The organism is Aeromicrobium senzhongii, assembly GCF_014334735.1.
GTDB classification, from domain to species: Bacteria; Actinomycetota; Actinomycetes; order Propionibacteriales; family Nocardioidaceae; genus Aeromicrobium; species Aeromicrobium senzhongii.
Window position 1 is genome coordinate 2,928,527 of record NZ_CP060587.1, and the last position, 24,949, is coordinate 2,953,475.

Here is a 24,949-nt window from a genome sequence, read left to right on the forward strand (position 1 = left end):
CGACTCAGTAGGACTTCGGCAGGCCGAGCGAGAACTGGGCCACGAAGTTGAGGGCCATCTGCTTGCTCACCGGCGCGATGTTCGACAGGCGCGACGCGGCCAGGGCCTGGACGAGACCGTACTCGTTCGCCAGGCCGTTGCCGCCGTGGGTCTGGATCGCCGTGTCGACGGCCCGGGCGGCCGCGTCACCGGCGGCGACCTTGGCCATGTTGGCGGCCTCGCCGGCGCCCATCAGGTCGCCCGCGGCGTAGAGCGCCGCGGCCTTCTGGGTCAACAGTCGCGTCATCTCGATGTCGATGTGCAACTGCGCCAGCGGGTGGGCGATCGCCTGGTGCGCGCCGATCGGCTTGCCCCAGACGTCGCGCTCCTTGGCGTAGGCGACGGCCTTGTTGAGCGCCCAGCGCGCGGTGCCGGTGCCCATCGAGGCCGCCATGATGCGCTCGGGGTTGAGGCCGGCGAACAACTGCTCCAGACCGGCGTCCTCGCTGCCGACCAGGGCATCGGCGGGCAGGCGGATGTCGTCGAAGAACAGGGTGAACTGCTTCTCGGGACTCGTGATGCCCATCTCGATCTCCTGGGCGCTGAAGCCCTCGGCATCGGTCGGCACCATGAACAACGCGGGCTTGAGCTTGCCGCTCCTGGCGTCGGCCGTGCGACCGACGACCAGCACGTGGCTGGCCTCGTCGACGCCGGAGATGTAGGTCTTGCCGCCCTTGAGGATCCAGCCGCCGTCCTCGGTCTTCGTGGCCGTGGTGACCAGGTTGTGCGAGTTCGACCCGGCATCCGGCTCGGTGATGCTGAAGGCGTACGTCTCGGTGCCGTCGGCCAGGCCGGGCAGCCAGCGCTGCTTCTGCTCGGGCGTGCCGTACTGCGCGATGACCGTGCCGACGATGGCCGGCGAGACGACCATCAGCAGCAGCGGGCAACCGGCGACCGCCAGCTCCTCGCACACCGCGGCGAGATCGCCGATGTCGCCGCCACCGCCGCCGAACTCCTCGGGGATCGAGACGCCGAGGTAGCCGAGCTTGCCCGCCTCGGACCACAGCTCGGTGGTCTTGCGACCGGAGTTCGCGGCGTCGTAGAAGTAGTGCTCGCCGTACTTGGCGCCTAGGGCCGCGACGGCCTTGCGCAGTTCGCGACGCTCCTCGGACTCGGTGAAGTTGCTCATTCTGCTTCCTCCTCGATGACGGCGAGGACGGCTCCGGCCTCGACCTGCTGCCCGACGGTGACCGCCAGGTTGCTGACGACGCCGTCGGACGGCGCCGTGATGGTGTGCTGCATCTTCATGGCCTCGAGGACGACCACGGGGTCGCCCTTCGAGACGCGATCGCCGTCGGCGACCTGGACCGCGGTGACCGCGGCGGGCATGGGCGCCAACAGCGAACCCTCGGCAACGACGTCGGCGGGATCGACGAAGCGCGGCACCGGCGTCAGGCTCGTCGAGCCCTCCGGACCGTCGACGTCGACGTGCTTCTCGCCGGTCTCGACCCAGTAGCGGCGGGTGACGCCGTCAGCCTCGAGCAGCACCTCGGCCGCCGAGCCGAACGTGTCGAGTGAGACGACGGTGACCCCGTCGACGGTGAGCCGTCCACCAGCGCTGCGGTACCGGACGGGCTCGTGACCCTCGTACTCGCGCGTCAACGGCTGGCTCGGGACGTTGCGGAACCCGGCGGGGATGCGCGAGAGCACCCGCCCGGACGCGGCCGCGATCGTGGCCTCGGCCAGGGCTGCCGCGACGGGCACCAGCGGGTCGCCGGCCTCCGTCGTGATCCACGCGTCGGCGTGCTCCTCCAGCATCGAGGTCCACAGGTCGGCGTCCTGCACCGGCTGGGCCTCGAGGATCTGGCGCAGGGCCGACCGGTTCGTCGTGACACCGTGCACGCTCGACCGACGCAGGGCGTCGACCAGGATGCGCAGCGCCGTGGTGCGGTCGGGGCCGTGCGCGATGACCTTCGCGATCATCGCGTCGTAGTGGATGCCCACGACGCTGCCCACCTCGACCGCGGAGTCGACGCGGACCGTCTCGGGGAAGTCGAAGACGCGGATCGTGCCGGTCTGGGGCGACCAGTCGTCGGCCGGGTCCTCGGCGTAGAGGCGCACCTCGATGGAGTGGCCCTGCGGCGCCGAGACCTCGCCCTCGAGCGGCTTGCCCTCGGCGATCGCGATCTGCGCGGCGACGAGATCGATGCCGTGCACCTGCTCGGTGACGGGGTGCTCGACCTGCAGACGGGTGTTCATCTCCAGGAAGAAGACCCGGTCGCCGTCGACGAGGAACTCGACCGTGCCGGCGCCGCGGTAGCCCACGGCCTCGGCGGCCGCCCGGGCCGCGGTGTGCAGGGTCTTGCGCGCCGTGTCAGACAGGTTCGGCGCGGGCGCCTCCTCCACGACCTTCTGGTGACGACGCTGGATCGAGCAGTCACGGTCGCCGACGGCCCAGACGGTGCCGTGCGTGTCGGCCAGGATCTGCACCTCGACGTGGCGGGCACGCGGCAGGTACGGCTCGACGAAGACGGTGCCGTCGCCGAACGCGGACTGGGCCTCGGCCTGCGCCTTGGCCAGCTCGCCGTCGAGGTCCTCCAGCCGCTCGACCACGCGCATGCCGCGACCACCACCGCCGGCACTGGCCTTGACCAGCAGCGGCAGGTCGGCGTCCGTCACCGAGGCGACGTCGACCGAGAGGATCGGCACGTCGGCCGCGGCCATGATCTCCTTGGCGCGGATCTTGCTGCCCATCTGGTCGATGGACTCCGGGCTGGGGCCGATCCAGACCAGACCGGCCGCCTCGACCTCACGGGCGAAGGCGGCGTTCTCGGACAGGAAGCCGTAGCCGGGGTGGATCGCGTCGGCACCCGTGCGGCGCGCGGCGTCGATCACGAGGTCGCCGCGCAGGTAGGTCTCCGAGGGCGCGCTGCCGGGCAGGCGCACCGCGAGGTCCGCCTCGGCCACGAACGGCATGTCGGCGTCGGCGTCGGAGAACACGGCGACCGTCTCGATGCCGAGGTCACGGGCCGTGCGGAACACGCGGCGGGCGATCTCGCCACGGTTGGCGACGAGGACTCTTCTGATGGTCACCGGGTTGACTCCTTGCTGGACGGTGGAGGCGCTCACAGGCGGAACACCCCGTAGCCGCGGGCGCCCTCGACGGGCGCGTTGGCGATGGCGGACAGGCAGATGCCCAAGATGGTGCGGGTGTCGCGCGGGTCGATGACACCGTCGTCGTAGCCCAGGCCGCTGGTGAAGTACGCCAGCGACTGCTCCTCGATCTGCTGCTCGACGAGGTCCTTGATGCCCTGGAATCCCTCGGAATCGAACGGGATGCCCTTGGACTCGGAAGACTGGCGGGCCACGATCTCCATGACGCCGGCCAGCTGCGCCGGGCCCATCACGGCGGACTTGGCGCCGACCCAGCTGAACATGAAGCGCGGGTCGTAGGCGCGGCCGCTCATGCCGTAGTGACCGGCGCCGTACGACGCCCCCATCACGATCGAGATGTGCGGGACCTTGCTGTTCGAGACGGCGTTGATCATCTGCGCGCCGTGCTTGATGATGCCGCCCTGCTCGTACTCCGCACCGACCATGTAGCCCGTCGTGTTGTGCAAAAACAGCAGTGGCGTGTCGATCTGGTTCGCCAGCTGGATGAACTGCGCGGCCTTCTGGGCCTCCTGGCTGAACAGCACGCCCTGGGCGTTGGCCAGGATGCCGATCGGGTGCCCGTGCAGCTGGGCGAAGCCGGTGACGAGGCTCTGGCCGTAGAGCGGCTTGAACTCGTCGAACTCGCTGCCGTCGACCAGGCGCGCGATGACCTCACGGGGGTCGAACGGGATCTTCAGGTCGGTGGGCACGATGCCCAGCAGGTCCTCCTGGTCCAGCAGCGGCTCGCTGTAGACCGAGGCGGGCACCGGGCCGGCCTTGCGCCAGTTGATCCGGCGCATGATCTGGCGGCCGAGGCGGATCGCGTCGCGTTCGTCGACCGCCAGGTAGTCGGCCAGGCCGGACTGCTTGGCGTGCATCTGGGCGCCGCCGAGCGACTCGTCGTCGGACTCCTCGCCCGTGGCCATCTTCACCAGCGGCGGTCCACCGAGGAAGACCTTGGCGCCGCCGTCGACCATGACGACGTAGTCGCTCATGCCGGGCACGTAGGCGCCGCCCGCCGTTGAGTTGCCGAAGACCAGCGCGACCGTGGGACGGCGGTCCTCACTGGCCTGCGTGATGTTGCGGAAGCTGGCGCCGCCGGGGATGAAGATGTCCTTCTGCGTCGGCAGGTCGGCGCCGCCGGACTCGACGAGGTTGATCGTGGGCAGCCGGTTCTCGGCCGCGATCTGCGCGGCGCGGAAGCCCTTCTTGACCGTGACCGGGTTGGACGAGCCGCCCTTCACGGTGGGGTCGTTGGCGATGATCATGCACTCGACGCCCTCGACGACACCGATGCCGGTGATGATCGAGCCGCCGACGGTGAAGTCGGTGCCCCAGCCGGCCAACGCGCCCAGCTCGAGGAACGGCGCGTCCGGATCGACGAGCAGCTCGATGCGCTCGCGCGCGGTCAGCTTGCCCCGTTGGTGATGACGGTCCACGTACTTCTCGCCGCCGCCGGCCAGCGCCTTGGCGTGCTGCTCGGCGAGGTCGGCGACGCGTTCGAGCGCCGCCTCCCGGTTCTGGGCGTACGCGGCCGACGTCGGGTCGACGGCGGTCCTGACTGCACTCATGCGTGGTCCTTCCACTGCAGGTCGACGGTGGTGTCGAGGTGGTCGATGAGGGAGGCGGCATCGGTCTCGATGCGCTCGCGGTCGGTGGGCGAGAGGGCTCGCACGGGGGTGATCTCCAGGCGGACCGGGTCGGCCTTGCGCTGTGGCTTGAGGCGGCGCCAGGTCCCGGCGACCACGCCGTCGAGCAGCGCCAGGTTGCCGCCCCAGACGTCGATGATGCCGTCGCGCGCGGTGGGCACCTCGTAGTGCGAGCGGTCCTGGTAGGCGATGACGAGCTCGTCGAAGAGGCTCAGCAGGAACGCGGTGCCGTCCGAGGTGGGCGCCTCGAACGCCTCGGGCTCGACCTGCTCGAACGCGCGCCGCGCGTCGGTGAGGGTCAGGCCGGCCCACCAGGCGAAGTCGCGGGCGGTGGCGGGCGCGTGTCCGGCCAGGTACATCGACGCGAGACGGACGAGCGCCTCGTCCCGGTCGATCGGCGCGGTGGGGATGCGCGACGCGTAGGGGACGAAGGTGTCCCAGCTGCCGCGGCGAGGGCCGGTCGTCACGATCTTGTCCAGCTCGGCGCCCATCGTGACGTGACCGAGCGCCATGCCCTTGAGCTCGACCCCGCGCTCGGCCAGGGCCGCTCCGATCTCCTTGCGGGTCAGCGGGACGTCCGCGGCCTCGACGATCTGGCCGACCATGGCGACGAACCGGTCGCGGTCCTCGAGCAGACCGGTGGACCGCAACTGCGGGCGCGACTGCGCGCGGATCCGGTCGGCCGTCAGATCGAGCATCCAGCCGAGGTCCTCGACGCGGACGACGTGCCACGTCGGGCGCAGCACGTGGTGACGCACGAGCGAACCCTCGGCGATCTCGGTGGCGATGGCCTCACGGCTCGGGCGGTCCTTCGTGCGGCGGGCGAGCGACCACAGCGAGTCCTCGAACTCCTGGAACTGCACCGCACCGAGGGTGCCGACGCAGGACCGCAGGTCCGGGAACGGCTCGCCGATCAACCGTTGCCGCGCCATCCGCTCTCCGCGGACCTGTGCTGGGCTCATGCCCGCCACCCCTCTCCACTTTTGGAAACGGTTTCACCTTCCACGGACGAAAACACGTGGATCCGTTTCCAAAAGTGGCGCGAGGGTGGGCAGCTGGGAGTCACTCAGTACCCCAGCAGCTTCGCGGCGAGATCCTTCATGACCTCGGTGGCACCGCCGCCGATGCCCAGGATCCGGGCATCGCGGTAGTGACGGTCGATCTCGGACTCACGCATGTAACCCATGCCGCCGAAGATCTGCACGGCCTCGTGGACGACGAACTCGGCACACGCGACAGCCTGGTTCTTCGCCACGACCGCGTCGAGGATCAGGGTCGGGTCGGACTTGGGGGTGTCGAGGGCGCGCTCGACGACCTCGCGGGTCAGGGCGCGGGCGGCAGCGGTCCGCGAGTGCATCTCGACGAGCTTGTGGCGGATGACCTGGCGGGCGATGAGCGGCTTGCCGAAGGTCTCGCGCTCCTTGGCGTACGCGGCCGCCAGGTCGAGGGCGCGCTGGGAGGTCGCGTAGGCCTGCGTCGCGAGGTTGATGCGCTCGCCGACGAACTGCTGGGCGATCAGGTAGAAGCCGCTGTTCTCCTCACCCACGACGTTCTCGACGGGGACGCGAACGTCCTCGAAAAAGAGCTCTGCGGTGTCGGAACAGTGCCAGCCCATCTTGCGCAGACTGCGGCCGACGGTGAAGCCGGGTGTGTCCTTCTCGATGACCAGCAGGCTGATGCCGCCGTGGCCCTCGTCGCCCGTGCGGACGGCGGTGGTGACGAAGTCGGCGCGGACGCCGCTGGTGATGAACGTCTTGGCGCCGTTGACGACGTAGTGGGCGCCGTCGCGGACGGCGCGGGTGCGGATGTTGGCCACGTCGGAGCCGCCACCGGGCTCGGTGACGCCGAGGGCGCCGATCATCTCGCCGGCCAGCGTCGGGCGGACGTAGCGGTCGATCAGGTCGGTGTTGCCCGAGTCGATGATGTGGGGCGTCGCGATCGAGTGGGTGAACAGGCTGGCCTGCAGACCCGTCGATCCACCGGCGGCCAGCATCGCCTCGGTGGCGATGCCGGCGTCGATCATGTCGCCGCCGTCGCCGCCGACCTCCTCGGGGAACCCGACGGCCAGGAAGCCGGCCTTCGCGGTCTTGAGGTGCAGCTCGCGCGGGAGCTCGCCGTCGTCCTCCCACTGGGCGATGTGCGGTGCGATCTCGGCACGGGTGAAGGCCTCGACGGCCTGGCGCAGCGCCTGCCGCTCGTCGGTGTTCCAGGGGTTCATGCGAGCAGCTCCTCGGGGATGGTGACGATGCGGGCGCGCAACCATTCGCCGAGCGCCTTGGCCTGGGGGTCGAAGCGCGTCGACGAGGCGACGCCCTCCCCCAGCAGGCCGCGCAGGATCAGGTTGATGCCGGACAGGTTCGGCAGCGGGTGGACGTCGATCTCGAGGTCGGCGGCCTCGGGCAGCAGCTCGCGGACGCGGTCCTCGGTCAGGAAGGTCTCGAGCCAGGCGTAGGCCTGCTCGCGGCGCGGATGGCCCGCGGGGATCCACACGCCGACGTTCGCGTTGCCGCCCTTGTCGCCCGAGCGCGCGTGGACGAGGCGGCCCAACGCGATCGGCTGCCCCGGGCCACTTTTGGAAACGGATCCACCATTCTCTGCCGAGTTTGCGTGGATCCGTTTCCAAAAGTGGCTCTCAGGGTCGGCCGTGACGGCGGGCGGGGCGATCTCGGTGCGCGAGCCGTCGGCATGGACGACCACGTGGGGCACCTCGGACTGCGGCACGTAGGCCGCCCGGTAGATGCCGTAGGGGGCGCCGCGGCCGGGAGGCGCGGTCATGGTGAAGCCCGGGTACGACGCGAGCGCGATCTCGACGGCGGCGCCACTGAACGCGCGGCCGACCTTGTCCTGGTCGGCGTCCTTGACGTGGCAGCGCAGGATCGCGGCGGCCGCGGGCTGCGAGGCGGGGTCGCGGTGGTCGGTGCGCGCCAGGTCCCAGACGATCTCGGCGGGCGGGTTGCCGGCCAGAGCCGCCTCGATCTGGCGGCGCACCCACGCCGCCTTGTCCTCGATGTCGAGGCCGGTCAGGACGAACTCGACGCTGTTGCGGAAGCCGCCGAACGCGTTGAGACAGACCTTCGTGGTCGCCGGCGGCGCACCGCCGCGTACGCCCGAGATGCGCACCCGATCGGCGCCGTCGGCGGTCAGGTCGATGCTGGTCAGGTCGACCACGACGTCGGGGTTCAGGTACCGCTGGTCCTGGATCTCGTAGACGAGCTGGGCGGTGACCGTGTCGACCGTGACCGCGCCGCCGGTGCCGTCGTGCTTGGTGATGACGACGTCGCCGGTCTCGCTGATCTCGGCGATGGGGAAGCCGAGCGGCCGGCTGGTGTCGATGTCGAGGAAGCCGCTGAAGTTGCCACCGGTCGCCTGCGCACCGCACTCGATGACGTGGCCCGCCACGACCGCGCCGGCGAGCCGGTCGAAGTCCTCGCGGCCCCAACCGAACTCGGCGATCGCCGGCCCGACGACGACGGAGGCGTCCGTGACGCGGCCGGTGACGACGATGTCGGCGCCGGACTTCAGCGCCTCGGCGATGCCGAAGGCACCCAGGTAGGCATTGGCGGTCAGCGCGTCGCCGAAGCCGAGCTCAGCCGAACGTGCCAGCAGGTCGTCACCCTCGACGTGCGCCACCGAGACGTCGACGCCCTGCTCGGCGGCAACCTTGCGAATGGCCTCGGCCAGGCCGGCCGGGTTGAGGCCGCCGGCGTTGGCGACGATCCTGACGCCGCGCTCCTTCGCCAGCGCGAGGTTCTCGGTCAGCTGCTTGAGGAAAGTCTTGGCGTACCCGAGGTCGGTGCTCTTCATCCGGTCGCGGCCGAGGATCAGCATCGTCAACTCGGCGAGGTAGTCGCCGGTCAGGTAGTCGAGCTCGCCGCCCTCGAGCATCTCGCGCATCGCCGAGAAGCGATCGCCGTAGAAGCCCGAGCAGTTGCCGACACGAAGAGTACGCACGGGTTGAGTGTCCCCCGTCACAAAGAAACAGTCAAGCCTGCTTTTTAGTTTCCGCAGCTGCGTTCCCGGCGACCTTCAGTCCGTACCGAGGTCGAGGCTCCCGAAGTAAGCAGTCAGCGCCACGGCGGTCACAGCCACACTCACCGCGACGACCTTCTTCTCGCGGGACGTTCCGTCATGGCCACGCAGCAGAACCGCGCCGAGCGCCAGGTTGGCTGCGCTCCACGCCAGATTCGGCACGCGCCCGGACAGGCCTCTGCCGGGCGGGTCGGCGAAGGGCGTGGGGAACGGCCGGCCGATCAGGCCCGCGACGCCGTGGGGCACGGCGTTGACCAGCAGCGCGCCGGCAGCGGCACGGGTCAGGACGCTGCGAGAGCTCATGCATCCTCCTGGACGACACGGGGCGCGAGTGGGTTCACTCTCACACGTCGGGCCGCGAGTTGCCTGTCGCCATGTCCGACGTGATGGGTGCCTGCAGCAGTCCGGCGAGCGCGTCACACAGGAAGATGCCCGCCTCGGCCCAGCGCGCCGGTTCACCGGACCGCTCGGCGAGCTCCTCGATCTGCGCACACGTGGTGCTGATGATCTGTGCCGTCAGTTGGGCCCGCGCCCGGACCACGTTCGCGTCGAGGTGGGCCAGCCGCTGGACGACGGAGCGCGCGACGGCACCGGCCATCGGGTTGCCCAACGGCCCGGACCGCAGCAGCTCGGCCGTCGGCGGGTCGTGGAGCGCCTGGTCGAGGAAGCGCGCGCGCCACGACGGCGTCGGCAGCTCCGCCAAGGCCGACGTCAGCGGGATCACCGCTGACCGGATGTCGCCCAGCAACGAGTCCGACTCCTCGAACATCGCGCGACGACGAGGCTCGAGACCGGACTGGTGCCGTTCGAGGAGGGCCTCGATCAGGCCGCGACGACCACCGAAGTAGTAGCTCACCGCCGAGTGGTTGGTGTTGCCGGCGGCGTCGGCGATCTGACGGTCCGAGACCGTCGAAATGCCGTGCTCGGCGAACAGGCGCTCGGCGGCGTCGAGCAGGAGGTTCCGGGCGTTGGGGCGCGCCATGAGTTCCTTCCGCGAGCCGAGGTGACGAGGACAACCCTAGCGAGACTCCGCCGAATTAAGCCACGTGCCTTACGCTGGAACGTGGCGGTTCCACCGGCCATCCCCCTTTTCACCCTTCGCGCCTGTGCGCGCCTCGAGGAGTCACCCGTGTCAGCAGACCCAGCAACGGCCGAGCCGCGCGCCCAGGAGAAGTACCCGCCGCCCCCGCCGGAGACGCCGGCCGAGCGCAAGGGCCGCCTCATCGCGCTGTTCGTCATGCCGTTCCTGATCGTCACGATGATGTACGCGACGTACATGGGGACGATGCACAACCCGCACCCGCGCGACCTGCCGGTCGCCGTCGTCGGGCAGGGTGAGGCCGCCCGGCAGCTCGCCACCGGCCTCGAGGCCGACTCCGGCGGTGCCCTCGAGGTCCGTCGCGTCGAGAGCGCAGCAGCGGCTGAGGAGCTGATCCGGGACCAGGAGATCGGCGGCGCGATCGAGGTGCCGGTGTCCGGCACGGTCGCGAAGGTCCACCACGCCATGGCCTCCGGTGCCTCGCAGGCCACCACCGTCGACAAGCTCCTCGTGCCGGCAGCGGTCGCCAACGGGTGGCAGGTCGAGACCAACGACGTCGTGCCCCTGCCGGAGTCCGACGGCACCGGCACCATGGTGCTGTTCGCGGCAATGGGCATGATGTTGGCCGGATACGTGCCGCTGAGCACGCTCCTCGCCGGCCTGCCGAACCTGCTGCGCGTGCGGCGCTTCCTTCCGATCGCCGTCGGCTGGGGCGCCCTGACCAGCTCGCTGGTCTGGCTCATCCTGGGACCCGTCGTCGGAGCGGTCGACGGGCACTACCCGCTGTTCCTGGGCGTCGGAACGCTCGCGGTCGTCGCGGTCGGCGTCTCGCAACTGCTGTTCACCAAGGTGCTCGGTCCGTTCGCCGTCCTGCTGGGCATGCTGCTGTGGGTGATCTTCGGCGTCCCGTCGTCGAACCTGGCGATGTCGGTCCACACCATGCCCGAGTTCTTCCAGTGGATGCACGAGATCCTGCCGCTGCCTGCTGCCGGCGAGGCGCTCCGGTCGGTCATCTACTTCGATGGCGACGGCTTCGGCAGGCACGTGCTGACGCTCGCCGCGTGGCTGGTCGTCGCGCTCGTCCTGGCCATCGTGAAGGAGCGCCGCTCCGGCCACCTCGTCGTGGGCGGCCCGCTCTACACCGAGCCGGACGCGCCACTGGCCGCCCTGCCGGGAGGCCCCGTGGCGCCCTACCGCACGCGCTTGGTGGCGGTCGCGATGTTCCCGCTCGCCATCATGATCACGGTCGTCACCTTGATGAGCTTCTCGATGCACGAGGCCAAGGTCGCCGACATGCCCGTCGCCGTGGTCGGCCCCGCCGCCCAGGCCGGTGCCTTCGTCGACGGCGTCGAGCCGCAGCTCGGTGAGTTCGTCGACCTGCGGGTCGTGGACTCCGCGGCCGAGGCCGAGGACCTGGTCCGCAGCCAGGAGATCGTGGCGGCCTACGTGCTGCCGACGGCGGCCGGTCAGGACCCGACGCTGGTCACGGCCGGTGGCGCGGGCTCCAGTCAGCAGTCGGCCGTCACGCAGATGTTCGCCGCCGTCGCCGCCGGATCGGGATCCGAGCTGGCGCACGACGACATCGCCCCGCTGAGCGACGACGACGTCAACGGCAGCAACAGCCTGTACGTCGGCATGGGCTGGATCATGGCGGGCTTCCTGTTCTTCGCCGTGATGCGCGGCGGCGCCCCGGACCTGACCCGCACGCGACAGCTGTTGCCGCTGGTGGCGGGCTGGTCCGTGGGGATCTCGGTGTGGCTCTGGTTCCTCTACGACGTCCTGATCGGCGCCGTGAACGGCCACCCCCTGGAGCTGATCGGCTTCGGTGCCCTGACGGTCTTCGCCGTCGCGTGGGCGAGCGCGGCGGTGATCAGGGTCTTCGGACTGGGCGGCCTGGTCCCGGTCATGATCGTCGTGATGCTGGCCGGCGTGCCCGCGTCCGGCGGTGGCCTGTCGCTCTACATGGTGCCGGAGTTCTTCCGTCCGCTCGCCGACATCCTGCCCCTGCCCGCGGCCGTCGACATCGCCCGCTCGGTGGTCTACCTGGACGGCGTCGGCATCGGTGGCGACGTCATGGTCATCGCGATCTGGGGCCTGGTCGGCCTCGCGGTGAACTTCCTGCTCGTGGATCCTTGGCTCAACCGGGACGGGGCGCGCCCGCCGGCGCCCCTGGGCCCGCGCCACATGCCTGAGCGGGGCAAGCCGAAGGCACCCGTCGACGCCGAGGACGACCTCGTCGTCGCCGCCGCGGAACCGCGCCGCCCGGGGTCGCGCCGCCGGAACTGAGCGATCAACTCGGGCGCCTCGTCGGAGGCGCCCGAGCTTGTCCTCAACTCACGGGGACGACGTACGACTCCACCTCTGCGATGAGGTCGCCGCGGAAGGTGAACAGGTCGCTGTAGACGAAGCCGAAGCGGCCAGCCTGGCGGTGGTGGCCCACTCCAGCACCGGTGATCACGATGACGTCGCCGGCCTCGATGGTGCGGTCGACCGTGAGCTCCGGGCTGCCCGCGAAATCCGGGTTCTCGATCTCGGAGTCGAACTCCGCCTTCCCGGTCGTGGTGCGCACGCCGTGCACGTGCCACACGACGTCATCAGTCAGACAGCCGAGCACCATCTCGTGGTCGCTACGGCGGAACCCCTCCATGTAGCGATCGAGCACGTCGAGGCGCTTGCTCTTCGTCATGGTCGACATCCTCGCCGCAGGCCCGCCGCATTCCAATACGTGGCGGCGGTACGAATTCGCTCGCGCCCGTCTCTCCATCGGCGACACCAGCGACTCACGACGACGGAGAATCTCATGCCCAGGAACCCAGCGACCACGAACATCAACAACGCCTCGCGGGGCAGGCGGCCACTCATCCGGCCCCTCCTCCTGTCGGCCGCGATCGCCGTCGGACTGCTCGCCGGCGCGCCGACCGCCCAGGCGCAGGAACGCACCACGACCGATCCGCTCGGCGGCGGGACGAGCGCCTTCGACCTCTACAAGGTCAAGGTGGTCAACAACGCCAAGGGCGTACGGATCACCGTGAAGATGAAGGCAGTCGACTGGGACGCGGAGACCACCCCCGTGGGCGAGTTCCGCCTGCTGCTCGACACGAACCACCGCTCGCGCGGTGCCGAGTTCGCCGAGGAGGTCGGCATCCCGGGTGACGGCGGCTTCCGCGCGCTCAAGGGGTCGAAGAAGCACCGCACGAGCTGGCGGACCTACCCGTTCGCCGGGAAGTGCGGCAAGACGGTGACCGAGCGGTACGACCTCGAGGCCGGCAAGGTCGTCGTTCACGTCAAGCCGAAGAAGGGCTGCCTGTACCACCCGAAGTACGTCCGGGTGAACGTGCGGACCATCCAGTCCGGTCAGATCGACGAGTTCGGCTACCACGAGTACACACCGGCTCGCATCGATCACCTGCCGTACAAGAACACGTTCACGCCGTGGGTGAAGTACTCACGGAAGTGATCTCCCAGGTGACTGCGCGAGCGCCGGCCGGACTCAGCCGAGCGGTCAGCGCTCGGCCAACGGCTTGGGGTCGTTGCCGGGCAGACCGGCGAAGGCCTGGACGATGTCGAGCCAGTGGTCGGCGGCGGGACCGGAGGCGGTGACGTCGACGTCGGAGCGGTGACGGCGGCGGGTGGCCAGCAGGGCGAAGTCCCAGGCGTCGCCGGTGACGCGCTCGGGCGAGTCCTCGGGGCCCCAGGTCCACAGCTCGCCCGACGGGCCGGTCAGCTCGACGCGCGGCTGGACGTCGGGCGCCTCCTCGCCGCGCATCAGGTGAGTGAATGCGAACGTCCGCACGCCGATGTGGCACACGTGCTTGACGCGGTCGGTGCGCGGCACCGAGAGGCCCAGCGCCTCGGCGACGTCGTGGCTGTGCGCCCAGGTCTCCATGAGCCGCGCGGTCGCCATCGAGACCGGGCTCATCGGCGGGCCGAACCACGGGATCTTCTGACCCTCGGGGACGGACTTCAGCGCGTCGACGAGGTCGGAACGCCCGGCGCGCCAGGCCGGCAGCAGCGACTCCGGCGGCTCGAGTGCCAGCTCGTCGGTGGCCTGGTCGATGTAGCCCTCGGGGTTCTCCAGCGCCGCCATGATCAGGGCGTCGAACGCCGCCTTGTCGTTGATGGCGTGCGTCGAGGTGACGTCGGTCCAGTGCAGGTGCGCGACCTGATGGGCGACGGTCCAGCCCTCGGGCGTGGTGACCGTGGCCCACTCGTCGGGCTTCAGGCCGGCGACCCAGCCGTCCAGCTGCAGCGATTCGGCGGCCAGGTCGTCCAGGACGGTGTCAAGAGTGGTCATCGTTCCAGTTCTCGGTCGAGGGTTTCGGCCCAGGCGTCGAGGATCGAGGCCCGGCGTGCGGAGTCGTCGGTCAGGGTCGCGGCGAGGCCGAGGCCACGCAGCAGGTCGAGGGTGGCCTGGACCAGTTGACGGTTGCGTCCACGCGACTCGTCGACCTGGAGCAGCTCCACCGCGCGGGCGTGCGTCTCGCGGCCCACGCGGCGCTCGAACGGGGCGACCTTGGCCTGCAGGTCCGGATCCGTGCGCGCCGCGACCCACAGCTCGAGCGCGGCGAGGAAGACCGGGGAGGTGAACTGACCGGCCAACAGGTCCAGCACGGCGCGGGTGCGGCCCTGCTCGGGCAGCAGGTCGAGGTCGACGAACAGCTCCTCGCGGCGTCGCTCGGCGATGTACTCGACGGCGGCGACCACCAGGTCCTGCTTGCTGGGGAAGTGGTGCAGCTGGGCGCCGCGGCTGACGCCGGCGCGTTGACTGACGATCGTGGTCGACGTCCCGGCCCAGCCCAACTCGACGAGCGAGTCGACCGTGGCCTCGAGCAGCCGCTGGCGCATGAGCCGCGTCCGCTCGGTCTGCGGTGTCCTGGCAGGGCTTTCCGTCACCCCGACAGCATGACCTCGGCGAAAGAAACAGTCAAGTCTGTTGGTTTCTTGTCAGTGCCCGCCTCGTTACCCCTACGCCGCAGCGCCACGCGCGCCCGACCTCACGAGAGTTCGGTGCCGTTCCGCGACAAGTTGTGACGAATGTGTCACAACTACACTCTTGAGACCGGAGTAGTGAGTAACGTTTTGGCTGGCTGAGCCGTCTGCTCGTCTTCCTCCGCACCGAGAGTGACCCTATGTTCCACCGTTTCACCTCGGTCATCGCCAGTGCGCTCATGGTCAGCGGCGCTGCGGTGGCCCTCTCCCCTGCGGCTCAGGCCGCCACCCCGATCCACAGCGGTCACCTCCAGGTGATCGTTGAAGGCCAGATCATCGGCTGTGTCGCGGAGAGCGACAGCAGCCATGTCGCCGAGTACTCGACGGCCGCCTCCCGCGCCCATGACTTCACGATCAGCGAGGGCGCCCACCAAGTGCTCGCTCTCGCGAACGACCCTGAGTTCCGCCTCGCCGGCGAGACCGACCTCATGACGAAGGGCGACCCGGCGACCCACAGCCTCCTGGTGGTGGACACTCCTCAGCCGTGGAACCAATCCGCACTGTGGAGCATCGACCCCGTGACGAAGGTGCTCTCTACCACCTGGACCTGGCCGGATTCCTCCACGCAACAGGTCCACGCGTGGAAGCACGACGACGGGATCAACCGGTCCATCGGGCTGGCCCCCGACCTCGAGCGGTTCATCAGCGCGTACGGGCCTAGCCGGACAGTGGCTGTGACCTTCCGCCTCGGAGAGGCCTGCTCCGGACCGGTCGAGCTGCCACAGTCCGTCACGTTCACGTCGTCGGCCCCGACCAAGGCCCATCCCGGTGACACCTACACGGTGACCGCAACCGGCGGCGGCTCCGGCAACCCGGTCACGTTCTCCTCGACGACCCCGGATGCATGCACCGTCAGCGGCAGCACCGTCACCTTCACCGGCGTCGGCACCTGCACCGTCAGGGCGTCCCAGGCTGCGGGCGGCGGGTTCACCGCCGGGTCGGCCACCCAGAACATCTCCGTCGTCGAGCGCGAGACTCGCACCGGCCACATCCAGGTGCTGAAGGACGACGTCCTCCTCGGATGCCTCGGCCCCAACTTCCCGATGAGCATCACGACCTCGAAATCCTCGGCCATCGGGGTGACCATCGCCGAGGGAACCCAACAAGAGCTCCGGCACGTGTCGGCACCCACGACGGCCGTGGGTACCGACACCTCCTTCAGCGCGCTGGGGGGCTCCTCGGCCGTCGCCGTCATGCCTAGCCAGCACGTACTCGGGGAAGTACAGACGGGCCTGTGGCAGATCGATCCCGACACCGGCGTACTCACCGCTTCCTACGTAAAGCGGGACAACACGACAGCACCCCTGGTCACGTTCTACCACCAGCCCGAATCGGGGACGGGGGTCGCCAGCCTCACCCCGGACTACACCAACGTTGAGCACGCGTACGGAGACACTGCTTTCAGGGTCACCCTCCGCATCGGCGACCACTGCCAGATGGTCGATCAGGAGATCACGTTCACGTCGACTGCCCCGACCAAGGCCTACCCGGGTGACACCCACACGGTGACCGCAACCGGCGGCGGCTCCGGCAACCCGGTCACGTTCTCCTCGACGACCCCGGATGCATGCACCGTCAGCGGCAGCACCGTCACCTTCACCGGCGTCGGCACCTGCACCGTCAAGGCCGCCCAAGCCGGCGACAGCCTGCACGCCGCGGGGTCGGCCACCCAGAGCATCACCGTCACGAAGATCGCGAGCACCCTGTCGCTCTCGCTCGGCTCCGACACGATCCATGAGGAGCAGACCACGACGGCCACGGCGCAGGTCACGGTCGCTGCCGGCTCGCTGAGCGCCGCCGGTGGCGCCGTGCAGTTCGCGGTCGAGGGCACCGACGTCGGCGACCCGGTCGAGATCGACACCGACGGACGCGCGGTCAGCCCCGAGCTGACCGGCGAGATCGGCGACAACGAGGTCGCCGCGACCTACGTCCCCACCGCCTCGGCGACGTACGCCGGCTCCACGGACTCGGCGACACTGACCGTGCTGGAGAAGCAGTCCCAGGACATCACGTTCACCTCGACCCCGCCGACCGACGCGTACCCCGGCGACACGTACACGGTGACCGCGACCGGAGGCAGCTCGGGCAACCCGGTCACGTTCTCCTCGACGACCCCGGATGCATGCACCGTCAGCGGCAGCACCGTCACCTTCACCGGCGTCGGCACCTGCACCGTCAAGGCCGCCCAAGCCGGCGACAGCCTGCACGCCGCGGGGTCGGCCACCCAGAGCATCACCGTCACGAAGATCGCGAGCACCCTGTCGCTCTCGCTCGGCTCCGACACGATCCATGAGGAGCAGACCACGACGGCCACGGCGCAGGTCACGGTCGCTGCCGGCTCGCTGAGCGCCGCCGGTGGCGCCGTGCAGTTCGCGGTCGAGGGCACCGACGTCGGCGACCCGGTCGAGATCGACACCGACGGACGCGCGGTCAGCCCCGAGCTGACCGGCGAGATCGGCGACAACGAGGTCGCCGCGACCTACGTCCCCACCGCCTCGGCGACGTACGCCGGCTCCACGGACTCGGCGACACTGACCGTGCTGGAGAAGCAGTCCCAGGACATCACGTTCACCTCGACCCCGCCGACCGACGCGTACCCCGGCGACACGTACACGGTGACCGCGACCGGAGGCAGCTCGGGCAACCCGGTCACCTTCAGCTCGAAGAACACGGATCGGTGCACCGTCAGCGGTTCGACCGTGACGTTCCACGGCGGTGACTGCATCGTCGTGGCGAACCAGGTCGGCTCCTCGAGTCACTTCCCGGCCGACCCGGTCGAGCAGGAGATCGAGGTCAACGCGTTCGCGACGTCGGTCGACCTGACGTTCACGCCAGCCAACCCGGTCTTCGGCCAGGTCCCCACCGCGACGGCGCAGCTCGCCACGACCGGCGGCTCGCTGGACGACGCCGGCGGCGTCGTGGAGTTCCGGGTCGACGGCGACATCGTCGACCACGTCACCTACGACAGCGACGGCCGCGCCTCGCTGCCGCTCGAGCTCGGCGTCGGCGCCCACCAGGTCGAGGCGACCTGGTCGCCCGAGGAGAACTACGTCTATGCACGCAGCTCGGACTCTGCGTCAGTGACGGTGTCGGCCGCGACCACCACCACCACGGTCAAGGTCACGCCGAGCGAGCTGACCGCCACCGTCGAGGTCGTCGCCCCCGGCGTCGGCACCCCGACCGGCGACGTGAACTTCTTCGTCGACGGTACGAAGGTCGGCACCGCCGCCCTGACCAATGGCGTCGCCACACTCGCCCGCACGACTCCGGACGGACAGGACTACGCGGTCTCGGCCCAGTACGTCGGCAGCACCGAGTTCACCGCGTCGGTGACCTCGACGGCGCGCACCAACCCCGTCATCACAGCCCGGGTCGGCTCGACCACGAAGGCACGAAACGGCTGGCACCGCACGCCGGTCACCGTCACGTTCACCTGCGAGACGAAGAGCGCCGAGCTCGTCGCGGCGTGTCCCCCGCCCGTCACCGTCATCAGGCAGGGTGCCGGCAGCGTCACCCGCACCATCCACACGACCGACGGAGGCATCGCCACCGTCACCGCCGCGTTCAAGGTCGACCGAACCAAGCCCCGCGTCGCCATCAAGGGCGTCAAGGCAGGCCGCAGCTACTTCGACCCCCCGAAGCCGACCTGCGTCGCCAAGGACTCCCACTCGGGCGTCCAGGCCTGCAAGATCCGCAGCAAGCGCAAGGGCAACAAGGTCGTCGTCACGGCGAAGGCGACCGACGTGGCCGGCAACGTCCGGACGAAGCGTGTCGCATACCGCCTGGCGGACGCCACGATCCGTGGGGCGAAGAAGGTCGGTGACACCTATCAGGTGAAGAGCGGCGAGACGTACACCCTCGTCGTGAAGGGCGCCCGCCCGTACTACGTCTACGCCACCCCGGCCCCGGGCACGCCGCACCGCGGCTCGGTCCCGTTCAAGAAGGCCGGCAAGAAGACGTGGGCGCTCGGCGTGCGCATGTCGATGTCGACGAGCTGGACCCGCGCGTGGAACCTCGGCTACACGCAGAACGGCAAGCTGCACGTCATCAAGGTGAAGGTCACCGGCTGACCTACCGCCTCTGGAAGAAGCGCTGACGTTCGGGGGTGGGCTCGGCCGCCAACTCCCCCTCGAGCTGCTCGGAACGGGCCCCCGTGTCGTCGATCTCGACGGCCGGGGGCTCGCCGATGTGGGTGAGCGCGAACTCGGCGGCCAGCTCGATCGCGAGATCGGCGTCGGGCAGGTATCCGGCCATGATCGGGAACGCGTGCAACTGCCCCCGCCACAGGTGCACGTCGACCTCGACGTCCTTGTCGTCGAGCAGCAGCGCGAACGCCTCGACCTCGGGGCGCAGGAACTCGTCCTCGACGGCCACCCGGTGGGTGGGCGAGGTGATGTAGGCGGTCGCGTGCAGCGGGTCGGCGAAGCCCTCGATGATCGCGTCGTCCTGCAGCCACAGCCGGCGCAGCGCGGCCACCCGTGCGATGGGGAGGATCGCCTCCCGGACCTTGTCGACCCGCAGCACGTTCTTGTCCTGGCGGTCGGGCTCGAGGCTCAACAGCGGCGAGAAGGCCATCAGCGCGGCCGGCGCGGGGAGGCCCCGACGGCGGGCCAGCTCGGCGACCTTCATCGTCAGGTACCCGCCGGCGGAGTCGCCTGCGACGACGACCTTCTCGGGATTCCCCGCCCGTCGAACCACGTCCTCGTAGGCGCTGATCGCGTCCTGCACGGAGTCGGCGACGGGATGGTCGGGCAGCTGGCGGTAGTCGATGGCGTAGATCGTCCCGCCGGTGACGCGCACGATCTCCTCGAGCATCGAGCGGTACGAGTGGATGCTGCCGGTGAAGAAGCCGCCGCCGTGCAGGTAGAGCAGGTGCAGGCCGGTCGTGGGGCCGTCGCCGGGGGTCAGCACCTCGCCCGGCACGCCGCCGATCGGGCCGACCTCGGCCGTGATGTCGGGCGACCCGCCACGATTGACCGCCGCCGAGAACCGCTGGAGCCGGCGGAACGTGCGCTCGTGCACGGGCGCCAGGCGCAGCAGCGGCTTGACCGTCATCCGGGCGCCGCGATCCACCATCCGGGCCAGCGGCGTGGGGTCGTCGTGGAGCGTCGCCGCGGTGTGCACGGCACGCATCGGACGACGTCGTCCTGAGCCGGATTGCGAGCGAGGAGCCACCACTTCACTGTACGGCGGGGCACCGTGGGACGCCCTGGACGAGCGGCCCGATCACACGAGGCACGTGCGAACCCGGCGGCTCCGATAGCCTGAGGGCGTGGTGACGCTCGAGGAACTACAGGTCCGCACTCTCGGCGAGTGCCGGTACGACTCGCCGTTGTCCGAGTATGTCGCGAACCGCACCACCAACACGTACTACGTCGCCGAGACCGATCGCGTCCTCATCGACGACACGATCTCGCTGCTGGCGGCCCGGGGTGACACGCCCTTGACCGAGGTCCCCTCGTTCGAGCCGGGCGGTCCGCGCCGCAAGATCTTCTTCGATCCCAAGAAGACCAAGGTCGGCATCGTCACGTGCGGCGGTCTGTGCCCCGGCCTCAACGACGTCATCCGGGCCATCGTGCTGGAGTTGTTCGAGCACTACGGCGTCACCGACATCACCGGGTTCAGGAACGGCTACGCAGGTCTCGTGCCCGGCAAGGCTCCGGACCCGATCACGCTGACTCCCGCCTTCGTCGACACGATCACCGATCGCGGCGGAACGGTGCTGGGCTCGTCGCGCGGCGGCCAGAGCGTTCCGCAGATCGTCGACAACCTGGTCCACCGCCAGATCGACATCCTCTTCGTCATCGGCGGTGACGGCTCGATGCGCGGGGCCCACGCGATCGCGGAGGAGGCGCTCGACCGCGAGCTCGACATCGCCGTCGTCGGCGTCCCCAAGACGATCGACAACGACATCCCGCTGATCGGCACGAGCTTCGGTTTCCAGACCGCGTACGCCAAGGCGGCCGAGTCCATCAAGGGCGCGCGCGTCGAGGTCGAGGCGGCCATCGGCGGCGTCGGCGTCGTCAAGGTCATGGGGCGCGCCGCCGGGTTCATCGCCTGCTACTCGGCGCTGGCCAACCACGACGCGGACTTCGTGCTGATCCCCGAGGTGCCCTTCAGTCTCTCGGGCGAGAACGGGCTGCTCGCGTCCCTGCGCAAGCGCGTCAAGGAGCGCGGCAGCGCCGTCATCGTGCTGGCCGAGGGCGCGGGCCAGGACCTGGTGCCGGCCAGTCGGCGCAAGGACGCCAGCGGCAACCCGATCCTGGGCGACTTCGCCGGGTTCCTGCGAGCCCAGATCGCCCGCGAGTTCAAGGACCACGACGAGCCGCTCACGCTGCGCTACTTCGACCCGGGCTACATGATCCGCTCGGTCCCCGCCGACGCCGCCGACTCGGTCTACTGCACCCGGCTGGCGCAGGCGGCCGTCCACGCGGCCATGGCCGGACGCACCGACATGGTGATCGGCCGACCGCGGCACCGGTTCGCCCACGTGCCGATCTCGGTGGTCGTCAAGAACACCCAGAACGTCAACCCCGACGGTGACCTGTGGCTCTCGGTGCTCGAGTCCACGGCCCAGCCGTTCGACATGTCGTGATCGACGCAGCCTGAGCGTCGAGTTTGAGGGGTGGACACCGTTCCCACATGGTGAGACACCCAGAAGACTGAGGCGAAGGGTGACAGGCTCGACCTGTCACCCCGACGCCGAAGGAGCACGTATGAGCGAGAACTGGTCGTTCGAGACCAAGCAGATCCATGCCGGCCAGACGCCCGACCCCACCACGGGTGCGCGCGCGCTGCCGATCTACCAGACCACCTCGTACCAGTTCCGCGACACCCAGCACGCTGCCGACCTCTTCGGACTGGCCGAGCCGGGCAACATCTACACGCGCATCATGAACCCGACCCAGGGCGTCGTCGAGGAGCGCCTCGCGGCCCTCGAGGGCGGCGTCGGCGCACTGCTCGTGGCCTCGGGCCAGGCCGCCACGACCGGCGCGCTCACGAACGTCGCCGAGGCGGGCGACCACATCGTGGCCTCGGCCAGCCTCTACGGCGGCACCGACTCGCTGCTGCGCCACACGTTCCCGAAGCTCGGCATCGAGGTGTCGTTCGTCGAGGACAACAACAACCCCGATGCGTGGCGTGCCGCCGTCCGGGACAACACGAAGGTGTTCTTCGGCGAGACCATCGGCAACCCCAAGGGCGACATCCTCGACCTCGAGGCCATCGGCGCGGTCGCGAAGGAGGTCGGCGTCCCGTTCATCGTCGACAACACCGTCGCGACGCCGTACCTGCTCAACCCGCTCAAGCACGGGGCCGACACGGTCGTGCACTCGGCCACGAAGTACATCGGCGGCCACGGCACGGCGATCGCCGGCGTCGTCATCGACGGCGGCACGTTCGACTACGCGGCGCACGGTGACAAGTTCCCCGGCTTCACGACGCCCGACGCCAGCTACCACGGCCTCGTGTTCGCCGACGCCCTCGGCCCGGCCGCGTACATCACCAAGCTCCGCGTGCAGTACCTGCGCAACGTGGGCCCGGCCGTCGCCCCGTTCAACGCGTTCCTCATCGCCCAGGGCCTCGAGACCCTGAGCCTGCGCATCGAGCGCCACATCGAGAACACCCGCAAGGTCGCCGAGTGGCTGCAGGCCCGCGAGGACGTCGCCAAGGTGACCTGGGCCTCCCTGGACGGCAACCCGTACAAGGAGCTGGCCGACAAGTACACGCCGCGCGGCTCCGGCGCCGTGCTCACGTTCGAGCTGCCCGGCGGCATCGACGCGGGCCGTCGCTTCATCGACGCCCTCGAGCTGTTCAGCCACGTCGCGAACATCGGCGACGTCCGCTCGCTGGCGATCCACCCGGCCAGCACGACCCACTCGCAGGGCACGCCCGAGGAGCACGCCGCCACCGGCGTCACCCCGGGCCTGGTCCGTCTGGCGATCGGCATCGAGGGGATCGACGACATCCTCGCCGACCTGGACGCCGGCTTCCGCGCGGCGAAGTAGTCCGTGAGCACGATCCAGCCACTGGGAGACCTCACCCTCGAAGGGGGTGAGGTCCTCCCACGTTTGGAGGTCGCGTACGACACGTGGGGTGAGTTCACCGGCGACAACGCCGTCCTCGTCCTGCACGCGCTGACCGGCGACTCGATCGTGGCCGGCCCGGACGGCTGGTGGAACCAGGTCGTGGGTCCGGGCCTGGGCGTCGACACCGACCGCTTCTTCGTCGTCGCGGCCAACATCCTGGGCGGCTGCAAGGGCACCACCGGACCTGCGTCCGAGGGCCCCGACGGCCGCGCCTGGGGCAACCGGTTCCCCGCCGTCTCCGTCCGCGACCAGGTCGCCGCCGAGGCGATGCTCGCCGACCACCTGGGCATCGACCGTTGGCACGCCGTGATCGGCGGCTCGGCCGGCGGCATGCGGGCCGTCGAATGGGCGGTCATGTACCCCGAGCGGGTGCAGCGGCTGTTCCTGCTGGCGTCCTCGGCCTACGCCTCGGCCGAGCAGATCGCCTGGACGACGACCCAGGCCGACATCATCCGCGCCGCCGGACCGGTGGCCGGGCTCGAGTTGGCACGCCGGATCGCCCACACCACGTACCGCAGCGAGGCCGAGCTGGCCGAGCGGTTCGGTCGCGAGGTCCAGCCCGACGGCCGGTTCGCCGTCCAGTCGTACCTGCAGCACCACGGCGAGAAGCTGGTCAAGCGCTTCGACGCCTGGTCGTACATCGCCCTCGGTGACGCCATGAACAGCCACGACGTCGGTCGCGGTCGGGGCGGGCTCGCGGCCGCCCTGGGCCGGGTCACCGCGCGCACCGTCGTGGCGGCGATCGACTCCGATCGGCTGTACCCGCCGTACCAGCAGCAGGAGCTGGCCGACCTGATTCCGACCGCCGAGCCGCTGGCCGTGGTCAACTCGCCGCACGGCCACGACGGGTTCCTCATCGAGCACGAGCAGGTCGGCGCGCTCGCCCACGACCTCCTGCTGCACTGACCCCCTCCGGTCCGGACGCGAGTCGCGCCGATCCAGCCTGAAGAACCCGGATCTGTACGAGGAGCTGCGCGACTCCTGACCCCACCGCGGGCGGACACACGTCGGGGCCGGCCCCCAAGGCCGGCCCCGACGTCCTGTGTCAGTCGATGCGGTAGTCCGAGATGCCGTTCGGCAGCGACGGGCTGGGACCGGGCGAGATGAACTGCTCGTAGCGGGTGTCGTCATCGACGTAGCGCTTGAGCCAGGCGATCGAGTACTTCGCGATCGTCGTGTTGCTGGTGTTCGGTGCGAAGTGGCTGGCACCCCGCAGCTCCAGGTATCCACGCCGTTCGGCGTTCGTCAGGGAGTTGTAGAACGGGATCGCGTGCGATCCGGGGGACGCGATCGAGTCGTTCTGGGCACCGATCTCGAGCGAGGCGGCCTCGACCTCAGGCCACGACTTGTCGAGGTTCCACGGGGTCAGCCCCACCGTCGCCTCGAGCGAGCGACGCGACTTGGCGGCCTCGAGCGTGCCGCCACCACCCATCGAGTGGCCCATCACGGCCTGCCGCGAGGCGTCGACCCGGTTACGGACCGTCGTGTCGGCGATCGTCTGGTCCAGCGCCGCGAGCAACTGGTTGCCGCGCGAGCCGGGCTGGTCGAACCGGCTGTTCGTGTCGATCGTGATGACGACGAACCCCTGCGAGGCGATGCGCGGACCGAGCCACGAGATCGTGGACTGCCCCGCGGTGTACCCCGGCGAGATCGCGACGACACCGAAGGTGCCCTCCGCCGTGGAGGTCGGGTAGTAGATCGTGCCGCCACCGAAACCACGGGCCGACAACGACGAGATCGTCTTCGTGCTCACCGCGAAGGGGCCGCGCGACGCCTCGATGCTGCTGTTGGACGGGTTCGGACCGCGCTCGTACGGGTTGTCGGCCGCCGCGACCGGCTGGGTTGCCGCACCCACGGTGAGTGCCGCGCTGGCGAACGCCATCGCGATCAGTCTGGACAGTTTCATGCTCGTCTCCTTTGACGGTCTGGATCGAACCGACGGGACGAGCTCGTCTCAAACACGTGGCTTGCCCCCCGATGACGGGCCGATCCAAGATATCTGCACCATAGGTGCACATAGTTGG

Annotated in this window: 19 protein-coding genes; 6 read left to right on the top strand and 13 right to left on the bottom strand. The window is 69.9% G+C overall.

What is annotated here, in order from left to right; genetic code table 11:
- Nucleotides 1-4: 4 nt before the first annotated feature.
- The 8 genes from H9L21_RS14365 to H9L21_RS14400 all read right to left on the bottom strand — a co-directional run bounded on the left by H9L21_RS14365 (nucleotide 5) and on the right by H9L21_RS14400 (nucleotide 9,792).
- Nucleotides 5-1,168 carry an acyl-CoA dehydrogenase family protein gene (locus H9L21_RS14365; RefSeq protein ID WP_154597440.1) on the bottom strand — a complete coding sequence of 388 codons (1,164 nt, stop codon included), beginning with the start codon at nucleotides 1,166-1,168 and terminating at the stop codon, nucleotides 5-7.
- Nucleotides 1,165-3,072, bottom strand: a complete 1,908-nt coding sequence (locus tag H9L21_RS14370; RefSeq protein WP_187411595.1) for an acetyl/propionyl/methylcrotonyl-CoA carboxylase subunit alpha — start codon at nucleotides 3,070-3,072, stop codon at nucleotides 1,165-1,167. The genes H9L21_RS14365 and H9L21_RS14370 overlap by 4 nt, the downstream gene beginning before the upstream one ends.
- A 32-nt stretch (nucleotides 3,073-3,104) precedes the next feature.
- Nucleotides 3,105-4,703 carry an acyl-CoA carboxylase subunit beta gene (locus tag H9L21_RS14375; RefSeq protein ID WP_154597438.1) on the bottom strand — a complete coding sequence of 533 codons (1,599 nt, stop codon included), beginning with the start codon at nucleotides 4,701-4,703 and terminating at the stop codon, nucleotides 3,105-3,107.
- Complete coding sequence (locus H9L21_RS14380) at nucleotides 4,700-5,743, bottom strand: winged helix DNA-binding domain-containing protein (RefSeq protein WP_154597437.1); 1,044 nt, start codon at nucleotides 5,741-5,743, stop codon at nucleotides 4,700-4,702. The genes H9L21_RS14375 and H9L21_RS14380 overlap by 4 nt, the downstream gene beginning before the upstream one ends.
- Before the next feature lie 104 nt (nucleotides 5,744-5,847).
- The gene (locus H9L21_RS14385) at nucleotides 5,848-6,999 is read right to left on the bottom strand and encodes an acyl-CoA dehydrogenase family protein (RefSeq protein ID WP_154597436.1); all 1,152 of its coding nucleotides are present in this window, start codon (nucleotides 6,997-6,999) and stop codon (nucleotides 5,848-5,850) included.
- Complete coding sequence (locus tag H9L21_RS14390) at nucleotides 6,996-8,732, bottom strand: acyclic terpene utilization AtuA family protein (protein WP_187411596.1); 1,737 nt, start codon at nucleotides 8,730-8,732, stop codon at nucleotides 6,996-6,998. The genes H9L21_RS14385 and H9L21_RS14390 overlap by 4 nt, the downstream gene beginning before the upstream one ends.
- Nucleotides 8,733-8,807: 75 nt before the next feature.
- Nucleotides 8,808-9,113 (bottom strand): hypothetical protein, encoded by a 306-nt coding sequence (locus H9L21_RS14395; RefSeq protein ID WP_154597435.1) that lies wholly within the window; start codon nucleotides 9,111-9,113, stop codon nucleotides 8,808-8,810.
- A 40-nt stretch (nucleotides 9,114-9,153) separates the two neighbouring features.
- A complete protein-coding gene (locus H9L21_RS14400; RefSeq protein ID WP_154597434.1) occupies nucleotides 9,154-9,792 on the bottom strand; it encodes a TetR/AcrR family transcriptional regulator in 639 nt (212 codons plus the stop codon).
- A gap of 147 nt (nucleotides 9,793-9,939) precedes the next feature.
- On the opposite strand from H9L21_RS14400, the gene H9L21_RS14405 reads away from it, so the two are divergent.
- The gene (locus H9L21_RS14405) at nucleotides 9,940-12,135 is read left to right on the top strand and encodes an ABC transporter permease (protein WP_154597433.1); all 2,196 of its coding nucleotides are present in this window, start codon (nucleotides 9,940-9,942) and stop codon (nucleotides 12,133-12,135) included.
- A gap of 43 nt (nucleotides 12,136-12,178) precedes the next feature.
- Here the strand turns inward: H9L21_RS14405 and H9L21_RS14410 are convergent, their stop codons facing one another.
- Nucleotides 12,179-12,535 carry a nuclear transport factor 2 family protein gene (locus tag H9L21_RS14410; protein WP_154597432.1) on the bottom strand — a complete coding sequence of 119 codons (357 nt, stop codon included), beginning with the start codon at nucleotides 12,533-12,535 and terminating at the stop codon, nucleotides 12,179-12,181.
- A 114-nt stretch (nucleotides 12,536-12,649) separates the two neighbouring features.
- Here H9L21_RS14410 and H9L21_RS14415 point away from each other — a divergent pair, with 114 nt between their 5' ends.
- Nucleotides 12,650-13,306 (top strand): hypothetical protein, encoded by a 657-nt coding sequence (locus H9L21_RS14415; protein ID WP_154597431.1) that lies wholly within the window; start codon nucleotides 12,650-12,652, stop codon nucleotides 13,304-13,306.
- 45 nt (nucleotides 13,307-13,351) lie between these two features.
- Here H9L21_RS14415 and H9L21_RS14420 read toward each other — a convergent pair whose 3' ends face one another.
- Both H9L21_RS14420 and H9L21_RS14425 read right to left on the bottom strand, forming a co-directional pair.
- Nucleotides 13,352-14,143, bottom strand: coding sequence for a TIGR03084 family metal-binding protein (locus tag H9L21_RS14420; RefSeq protein WP_154597430.1), 792 nt, complete (start codon nucleotides 14,141-14,143; stop codon nucleotides 13,352-13,354).
- Nucleotides 14,140-14,742 carry a TetR/AcrR family transcriptional regulator gene (locus H9L21_RS14425; protein WP_187411597.1) on the bottom strand — a complete coding sequence of 201 codons (603 nt, stop codon included), beginning with the start codon at nucleotides 14,740-14,742 and terminating at the stop codon, nucleotides 14,140-14,142. The genes H9L21_RS14420 and H9L21_RS14425 overlap by 4 nt, the downstream gene beginning before the upstream one ends.
- Before the next feature lie 236 nt (nucleotides 14,743-14,978).
- Here H9L21_RS14425 and H9L21_RS14430 point away from each other — a divergent pair, with 236 nt between their 5' ends.
- Entirely contained in the window at nucleotides 14,979-18,908 is a 3,930-nt protein-coding gene (locus H9L21_RS14430; RefSeq protein WP_154597429.1) for an Ig-like domain-containing protein, read from the top strand.
- A gap of 1 nt (nucleotide 18,909) precedes the next feature.
- On the opposite strand, the gene H9L21_RS14435 is transcribed toward H9L21_RS14430, so the two are convergent.
- Nucleotides 18,910-19,971 carry an alpha/beta hydrolase gene (locus H9L21_RS14435; protein ID WP_154597428.1) on the bottom strand — a complete coding sequence of 354 codons (1,062 nt, stop codon included), beginning with the start codon at nucleotides 19,969-19,971 and terminating at the stop codon, nucleotides 18,910-18,912.
- Between the two features lie 139 nt (nucleotides 19,972-20,110).
- Here H9L21_RS14435 and H9L21_RS14440 point away from each other — a divergent pair, with 139 nt between their 5' ends.
- The 3 genes from H9L21_RS14440 (at nucleotide 20,111) to metX (ending at nucleotide 23,831) form a co-directional block, all read left to right on the top strand.
- The gene (locus H9L21_RS14440) at nucleotides 20,111-21,433 is read left to right on the top strand and encodes an ATP-dependent 6-phosphofructokinase (RefSeq protein ID WP_187411598.1); all 1,323 of its coding nucleotides are present in this window, start codon (nucleotides 20,111-20,113) and stop codon (nucleotides 21,431-21,433) included.
- A gap of 121 nt (nucleotides 21,434-21,554) precedes the next feature.
- Nucleotides 21,555-22,844, top strand: coding sequence for a bifunctional o-acetylhomoserine/o-acetylserine sulfhydrylase (locus H9L21_RS14445; RefSeq protein ID WP_154597427.1), 1,290 nt, complete (start codon nucleotides 21,555-21,557; stop codon nucleotides 22,842-22,844).
- Between the two features lie 3 nt (nucleotides 22,845-22,847).
- Nucleotides 22,848-23,831 (top strand): homoserine O-acetyltransferase MetX, encoded by a 984-nt coding sequence (gene metX, locus H9L21_RS14450; RefSeq protein ID WP_187411599.1) that lies wholly within the window; start codon nucleotides 22,848-22,850, stop codon nucleotides 23,829-23,831.
- A gap of 139 nt (nucleotides 23,832-23,970) precedes the next feature.
- Here metX and H9L21_RS14455 read toward each other — a convergent pair whose 3' ends face one another.
- Complete coding sequence (locus tag H9L21_RS14455) at nucleotides 23,971-24,831, bottom strand: poly(ethylene terephthalate) hydrolase family protein (protein WP_154597426.1); 861 nt, start codon at nucleotides 24,829-24,831, stop codon at nucleotides 23,971-23,973.
- Nucleotides 24,832-24,949: the final 118 nt, after the last annotated feature.

Bases quoted from the DNA above. Each gene is read 5' to 3' on its own strand.
- H9L21_RS14385 (WP_154597436.1), bottom strand. From the start codon at position 6,999: ATGAACCCCTGGAACACCGACGAGCGGCAGGCGCTGCGCCAGGCCGTC.
- H9L21_RS14400 (WP_154597434.1), bottom strand. From the start codon at position 9,792: ATGGCGCGCCCCAACGCCCGGAACCTCCTGCTCGACGCCGCCGAGCGC.
- H9L21_RS14415 (WP_154597431.1), top strand. From the start codon at position 12,650: ATGCCCAGGAACCCAGCGACCACGAACATCAACAACGCCTCGCGGGGC.
- H9L21_RS14420 (WP_154597430.1), bottom strand. From the start codon at position 14,143: ATGACCACTCTTGACACCGTCCTGGACGACCTGGCCGCCGAATCGCTG.
- H9L21_RS14380 (WP_154597437.1), bottom strand. From the start codon at position 5,743: ATGAGCCCAGCACAGGTCCGCGGAGAGCGGATGGCGCGGCAACGGTTG.
- H9L21_RS14435 (WP_154597428.1), bottom strand. From the start codon at position 19,971: ATGCGTGCCGTGCACACCGCGGCGACGCTCCACGACGACCCCACGCCG.
- H9L21_RS14395 (WP_154597435.1), bottom strand. From the start codon at position 9,113: ATGAGCTCTCGCAGCGTCCTGACCCGTGCCGCTGCCGGCGCGCTGCTG.
- H9L21_RS14375 (WP_154597438.1), bottom strand. From the start codon at position 4,703: ATGAGTGCAGTCAGGACCGCCGTCGACCCGACGTCGGCCGCGTACGCC.
- H9L21_RS14410 (WP_154597432.1), bottom strand. From the start codon at position 12,535: ATGACGAAGAGCAAGCGCCTCGACGTGCTCGATCGCTACATGGAGGGG.
- H9L21_RS14365 (WP_154597440.1), bottom strand. From the start codon at position 1,168: ATGAGCAACTTCACCGAGTCCGAGGAGCGTCGCGAACTGCGCAAGGCC.
- H9L21_RS14445 (WP_154597427.1), top strand. From the start codon at position 21,555: ATGAGCGAGAACTGGTCGTTCGAGACCAAGCAGATCCATGCCGGCCAG.
- H9L21_RS14430 (WP_154597429.1), top strand. From the start codon at position 14,979: ATGTTCCACCGTTTCACCTCGGTCATCGCCAGTGCGCTCATGGTCAGC.
- H9L21_RS14455 (WP_154597426.1), bottom strand. From the start codon at position 24,831: ATGAAACTGTCCAGACTGATCGCGATGGCGTTCGCCAGCGCGGCACTC.